This window comes from Litorilituus lipolyticus (assembly GCF_006439335.1).
GTDB lineage: Bacteria > Pseudomonadota > Gammaproteobacteria > Enterobacterales > Alteromonadaceae > Colwellia > Colwellia lipolytica.
On the sequence record NZ_SAWY01000041.1, the window covers coordinates 323,737 to 330,276 of the forward strand.

4 protein-coding genes are annotated in these 6,540 nt (G+C 40.9%); 3 read left to right on the forward strand and 1 reads right to left on the reverse strand.

The genetic code is table 11. From position 1 onward, the window contains the following. The first annotated feature begins 59 nt into the window (after positions 1–59). Both argR and EPA86_RS18145 read left to right on the forward strand, forming a co-directional pair. Positions 60–542: a transcriptional regulator ArgR gene (argR, locus tag EPA86_RS18140; protein ID WP_140605792.1), complete on the forward strand. Its 483-nt coding sequence runs from the start codon at positions 60–62 to the stop codon at positions 540–542. Positions 543–626: 84 nt separating this feature from the next. After that, entirely contained in the window at positions 627–2,204 is a 1,578-nt protein-coding gene (locus EPA86_RS18145) for an FGGY-family carbohydrate kinase (RefSeq protein WP_140605793.1), read from the forward strand. A 27-nt stretch (positions 2,205–2,231) separates the two neighbouring features. Here EPA86_RS18145 and EPA86_RS18150 read toward each other — a convergent pair whose 3' ends face one another. Next, on the reverse strand, positions 2,232–2,807 hold the full coding sequence (locus tag EPA86_RS18150) for a YSC84-related protein (protein WP_140605794.1): 576 nt from the start codon (positions 2,805–2,807) through the stop codon (positions 2,232–2,234). 318 nt (positions 2,808–3,125) lie between these two features. Between EPA86_RS18150 and EPA86_RS18155 the strand changes: the two genes are divergently transcribed. After that, positions 3,126–6,540: retention module-containing protein (locus EPA86_RS18155; RefSeq protein ID WP_140605795.1), on the forward strand; the 3,415-nt coding region annotated here is incomplete at its 3' end.

The following is a 6,540-nucleotide window of genomic DNA, read 5'->3' on the forward strand; positions in this document are numbered from 1 at the left end:
TAATTAGTAACAAATAGTGTAGAATACATTTTTTATGCATAATTATGTGAAGTAGCTGGATGAATAGTAGCCGAAAACAAATTGAATCTAACCTAGTTCAAGCCTTTAAAAAGTTGCTAAAAGAGCAATGTTATGGTTCCCAAGGCCAATTAGCTGATGCCCTTGCTGAACAAGGCTTTGTGAATATGTCACAAGCTAAAATATCTCGCCTTTTATCAAAACTTGGTGCGGTAAAAACACGTAATGCAAATAATGAAATGATTTATATTTTGCCTGACGAGCTTGCTGTACCTAAATCGAAGCAATCAATTGAATCTGTGGTCACCAGTGTAAAACATAATAATATGCAGATTATTGTGAAAACAGGGATTGGCGGAGCGCCGTTAATTTCTCGTATGTTAGACAGTATGGGGGAGTCAGCAGGAATTCTCGGTACACTAGCAGGTGATGATACTATTTTTATTGCTCCTGATGATGTACATAATATTGAACAAATAACGGCATCTATTCAACAATTATTGGGTGTAAAAGTTAGCGAGTAATGATGAATGTTTAAACATAAGTCGATGTGGCTCTATGTTTTTATTTTTCCTTATACATATTTTTAACTAGGTTGCTGTTTGACCATGATTAAAGAAAAAGTACCCGATAAACTTATTCTTGCCATAGATAACGGCACCCAAAGTGTTAGAGCATTATTATTCGACTTGTCTGGTAATTTAGTCGCTAAAAACCAAGTGACGCTCACGCCTTACTTCTCTCACCAGCCTGGCTGGGCAGAACAAAATGCAGATTACTTTTGGCAAAAGTTGGCTCAATGCTGTCAAGAGTTATGGCAACAAGAGCTAGTTGTTACGCAAGATTTAAAAGACAAAATCATCGCGGTTACGTTAACCACTCAACGGGGGAGTGTCATCAACTTAGATGAGAACGGCAATCCTCTTAGACCCGCCATGCTTTGGCTCGATCAACGCTTAGCAGATAAACCCAAAAGAATGCCTTGGCATTGGCGAATTGCTTTTGCTTGTATTGGTCAATCAAAAGTTATCGAATATTTTCGACGTAAAGCACAAGCAAATTGGATTGAACAGCATCAACCTGATATTTGGAAAAACACTGATAAATTTTTATTGTTATCGGGTTATTTAACTTATCAACTGACCGGGCAGTTCAAAGACTCTGTTGCCAGTATTGTCGGTTATTTACCACTAAATTATAAAAAACAATGCTGGGCGGGGAAGTTTGATTGGAAATGGAAAGCCTTAAAAATAACCCCTGATATGTTACCCGATTTAGTTAAGCCGGGAGAATTGCTTGGTCTTGTTTCCGAGGAGGCTTCTGTCTTAACGGGTATACCAAAAGGGTTAAAACTCATTGCTAGTGCTTCTGATAAAGCGTGTGAAGTACTTGGCTCTGGCTGTATTTCACCGAGTACGGCAAGTTTAAGCTATGGTACAACGGCAACCATTAATACCAATAACAAACGATATATAGAGCCGCTTCGTTTTATTCCTCCGTACCCATCAGCAATACCAAACCACTATAACAGTGAAGTGATGATTTATCGTGGCTTCTGGATGATTAACTGGTTTAAAGAAGAGTTTGGTTTACTGGAAACTCAACAGGCAAAAGCTTTAGGTGTGAGTCCTGAATCCTTATTTGATGAACTTGTGGCTAAGGTACCGCCTGGGTCGATGGGGTTAATGTTACAACCGTATTGGTCTCCTGGGTTAAAGAATTTAGAAGCAAAAGGCGCTATATTAGGCTTTGGCGATGTGCATAACCGAGCACATGTATATCGGGCTATCTTAGAGGGACTCGCCTATGCGCTTCGTGAAGGCAAAGAGAGCCTACAGAGAAAACAAAGTAAAAAGATTACTCAATTGATAGTCTCAGGGGGAGGCTCTCAATCTGATGCTGCGTTGCAGTTAACTGCTGATATTTTTAATTTGCCAACCCATAGACCGCACACTTATGAAACTTCAGGCTTAGGCGCGGCAATTAACACTGCGGTAGGCATGGGGGTATATCAAAGTTATGCCGATGCGGTTCAAGCTATGACACGTACAGAAGCGAGCTTTTTTCCTCAGCAAGAAAACGTAGAGCTTTATGAGCAACTATATAGCAAAGTGTATAGAAAAATGTATCGCCAATTAAAGCCAATCTATCAGAATATTAAAGAGATCACTGGCTACCCGCAGTAAATACATGATTTACTGCGGTTATCATTGCTATTTTTTAATTGGGGTAAAACTAAATTTCTGCCCGCCCAGCGCTGCTTCATACATTAAACCGCCTTTGGCGTAAGTAAAGGTTGCCATGCCTTTTTGATAAATACCTTGCTGCTGATTTTTATCACTATTTACTGCGGCACCGGCAGAGGTGCCAGTGGTACTGGTTTTAGCATTGGCGCCGACAGTAATAGCTACTGCTGATGCTTGAGCACTAAATTCAAAATTCCCTTTTGTAAAAGCATAATATGTTGCTTTGTCTTTGAAGAAAATTATCTCGCTGAAAGCTTGTCCACCTAGTTGAAAACCAAAGGTTAATTGAGACATTGTTGTGGTACCTGTTTTCTTTCCTTGTTTGAAAACTGCTCCTGTACCATAGGCACCACCAATACCCGCTCCTCCTTTTCCTATGGTGGGAAAAACGGCATAGCCATAGGCACTTTTAAAGAATGGTGCTAATTGCTTAGATTTTTTAAAAGTTGCAATAGTGCTTGTTATTTCATTAGCGACAGTAATTTTAGTCGTTAACAGAGTTAAAATGATGGCAATTAGGGTCATTAGACTTACTTTTTTCATTTATTTCTCTTTTTCAATTATGTTTATTTAGTTTAGCTGATACTAAAACTATATAGGAATAACAGTTGGTAATTCAATTGCTTTTATTCGAAGTGCTACGTTTGCATACAAAATACATTTAATTAACATTTATAGGATGAATTTTTAAAACAATATTTTTCGATATATTAACTTGTTTTACTGTTAAATAGGGGGGAAGAGTAATAAAAGTTCCACAAATTTAACGCTAATTATTTATTTGATGGCTCAAAATTGATACAATTATGTTTACGTGTTTGTAACAAATCGTCTGTTTTTAATACACTTGGAAAAGATAGCATGCAAGAAGTTAAACTGGTAGAAGTTGGAAGCGTTGTTTCGGTCGTTGGTAACGTATCTATTATTAGCGCGGAAGGCCAAAAAAGAACTCTTAAAGTTGGTGATAAAGTAAGTCCAGGTGATATTATTTTAACTTCAAGCCAAGCCAAGGTGCTTGTTCATTTTGATGGACATACCGAAGCAGTGGCGATAGAGCCATCATGTGCAGCTTGTATCGCGATTGATAGCGATAATAACCCAATCGCACATAGCCAAGAGATTGCAGGTGATACTTTAGCGCTAGAACACCAAAGTGTAGAGCAACTACAGCAATTGATATTAGCAGGCGTTGATCCAACATCAACCAGTGACGATGAAATTACCAACCTACAAGAGCTTATTGAAAAGGGGATTGATCCTACCTCAGTAGATGAATTTGAAGCCGCAGCAGCCGGTGAAACAGGTAATCAAGGTTCTTCAACTTCTCCAAAAATAGATGCCACAATAGAAGAGGTGCAAGTCACTGCTGGTTTTGATACCAGTTATGCGGCGGGGGCCGTTCAAAGTGTAACCCCTTCAGATGATGATAATGCGCCAAGGCCTGCAATTATTTCAGGTGATGATCAAGGGATTGCTATTGAAGATTTACAAACGGTAATTAATGGCAAGTTAGATATTATTGATACCAATGCTGATGAAGCACAATTTCTAGTTGATTCTATCGAAACACAATATGGAGTTTTCACCATAGATGCTGATGGTAATTGGCAATTTCAGCTTAATAATGAATTAGCTGTTATCCAATCACTCGATGAAGGTGAAAGCTTATTTGAATCTGTGACTGTAACGTCTATTGATGGCACTGAACATACTATTAATTTAGAAATTCAAGGCTCGGAAGATTTATCAGTGGTAATACTAGCTGATGGCGATACTGATGTCGGTTCAGTGACCGAAGATGTTGCTGTTAATACAGAGAATCAATTAACAACTTCGGGTCATTTAACGGTGACTGATGTAGATAGTAACGATAATCCAGCTTTCGATCCTAATTCGGTTACCAGTACTGATACGCTTGGTGTGTTAACTATAGACGCTGAGGGTAATTGGCACTACAGCATTGATAATACCCTGTTAGCAGTCCAATCCCTTGATGATGGTGAAAGTTTTACTGAAACTTTTACGGTATTTACCATTGATGGTCAAAGCCATGAAATTACCGTAACGGTTAATGGTAGTGACGATTTATCAGTGATCAGTCTTGAGTTTGGCGATACTGATGTCGGTTCAGTGACTGAAGATGTTGTTGTTAATACAGAGAATCAATTAACGACTTCAGGTCATTTAACAGTGACTGATATGGACACAAGTGACTCCCCAGCATTCGATCCTAACTCGGTGATCAGTACTGATACGCTTGGTGTGTTAACTATAGACGCTGAGGGTAATTGGCATTACAGCATTGATAATACCCTGTCAGCAGTCCAATCCCTTGATGATGGTGAAAGTTTTACTGAAACCTTTACGGTATTTACCATTGATGGTCAAAGCCATGAAATTACCGTAACAGTTAATGGTACTGATGATTTATCAGTGATCAGTCTTGAGCTAGGCGATAGTGATGTCGGTTCAGTAACAGAAGATATTGCTGTTGATGCAGAGAATCAATTAACGACTTCAGGTCATTTAACGGTGACGGATGTAGACGCTAACGATAATCCAGCATTTGATCCTAATTCGGTTACCAGTACTGATACGCTCGGCGTGTTAACTATAGACGCTGAGGGTAATTGGAACTACAGCATTGATAATACCATGTCAGCAGTCCAATCCCTTGATGATGGTGAAAGTTTTACTGAAACCTTCATCGTATTTACTATAGATGGTCAAAGCCATGAAATTACCGTAACGGTTAATGGTACTGACGATTTATCAGTGATCAGCCTTGAGCTAGGCGATACTGATGTCGGTTCAGTAACAGAAGATGTTGCTGTTAATACAGAGGATCAATTAACGACTTCAGGTCATTTAACGGTGACGGATGTGGACACAAGTGACTCTCCTGCATTTGATCCTAATACGGTTACCAGTACTGATACACTTGGTGTATTAACCATTGACGCTGAAGGTAACTGGCATTACAGCATTGATAATACCCTGTCAGCAGTTCAATCATTAGGAGAAGGTGATAGCTTTATTGAAACCTTCACCGTATTTACTATTGATGGTCAAAGTCATGAAATTACCGTAACGGTTAATGGGACAAATGATGGGCCTCAAGCCATTGATGATAATATCTCTCTTGAAGAAGATAGCAGTGCAGTTGTCATCGATGTCCTTGCTAATGATAGCGATCTTGATGGTGATAGTTTAACAGTCACCGCAGTGACGCAGCCGACGCACGGTACGGTGACCTTAGTTAACGGTGTGGTAACTTACATCCCCGAGCCAAACTTCAATGGTGTGGTGACCTTCACCTATACCATCAGTGACGGTAATGGCGGCACGGACACAGCGACCGTCACCTTAACGGTCAATGCACAAAATGATGATCCAGTTGCGGTTGATGACATCGTTTCCCTGAATGAAGATGACGGTGCCACGGTTATTGACGTGCTGGCTAATGATAGCGACCTTGACGGTGATAGCATCACGGTGACCGCGGTGACGCAACCGGCGCACGGTACGGTGACCTTAGTTAACGGTGTAGTAACCTACATCCCGGAGCCAAACTTCAATGGTGTGGTGACCTTCACCTATACCATCAGTGATGGCAATGGCGGCACGGACACAGCGACCGTGACCTTAACGGTCAATGCACAAAATGATGATCCGGTCGCAGTTGATGACATCATCTCACTCAACGAAGATGACGGTGCCACGGTTATTGACGTGCTTGCTAATGATAGCGATCTTGATGGTGATAGTTTAACAGTCACCGCAGTGACGCAGCCGACGCACGGTACGGTGACCTTAGTTAACGGTGTGGTGACCTACATCCCCGAGCCAAACTTCAATGGTGTGGTGACCTTCACCTATACCATCAGTGATGGCAATGGTGGTACAGATACGGCTACGGTGACTTTAACAGTTAATGGTCAAAATGACGAACCTCTCGCGGTCGATGATATTGTCTCTATCAATGAAGACGATGATGCCACGGTTATCGATGTACTTGCCAATGATACCGATTTAGATAGAGATAGTTTATCGGTGACATCCGTCACACAACCTACACACGGTACCGTGACCTTAGTTAACGGTGTGGTGACTTACATCCCAGAACCAAACTTCAATGGTGTGGTTACCTTCACCTATACCATCAGTGATGGCAATGGTGGTACAGATACGGCGACGGTCACGGTGACGGTGAACCCACAAGGGGATATCACGGTGGTGGCTGATGATACGGCCACGGTGGATGAAGACAGCGCAG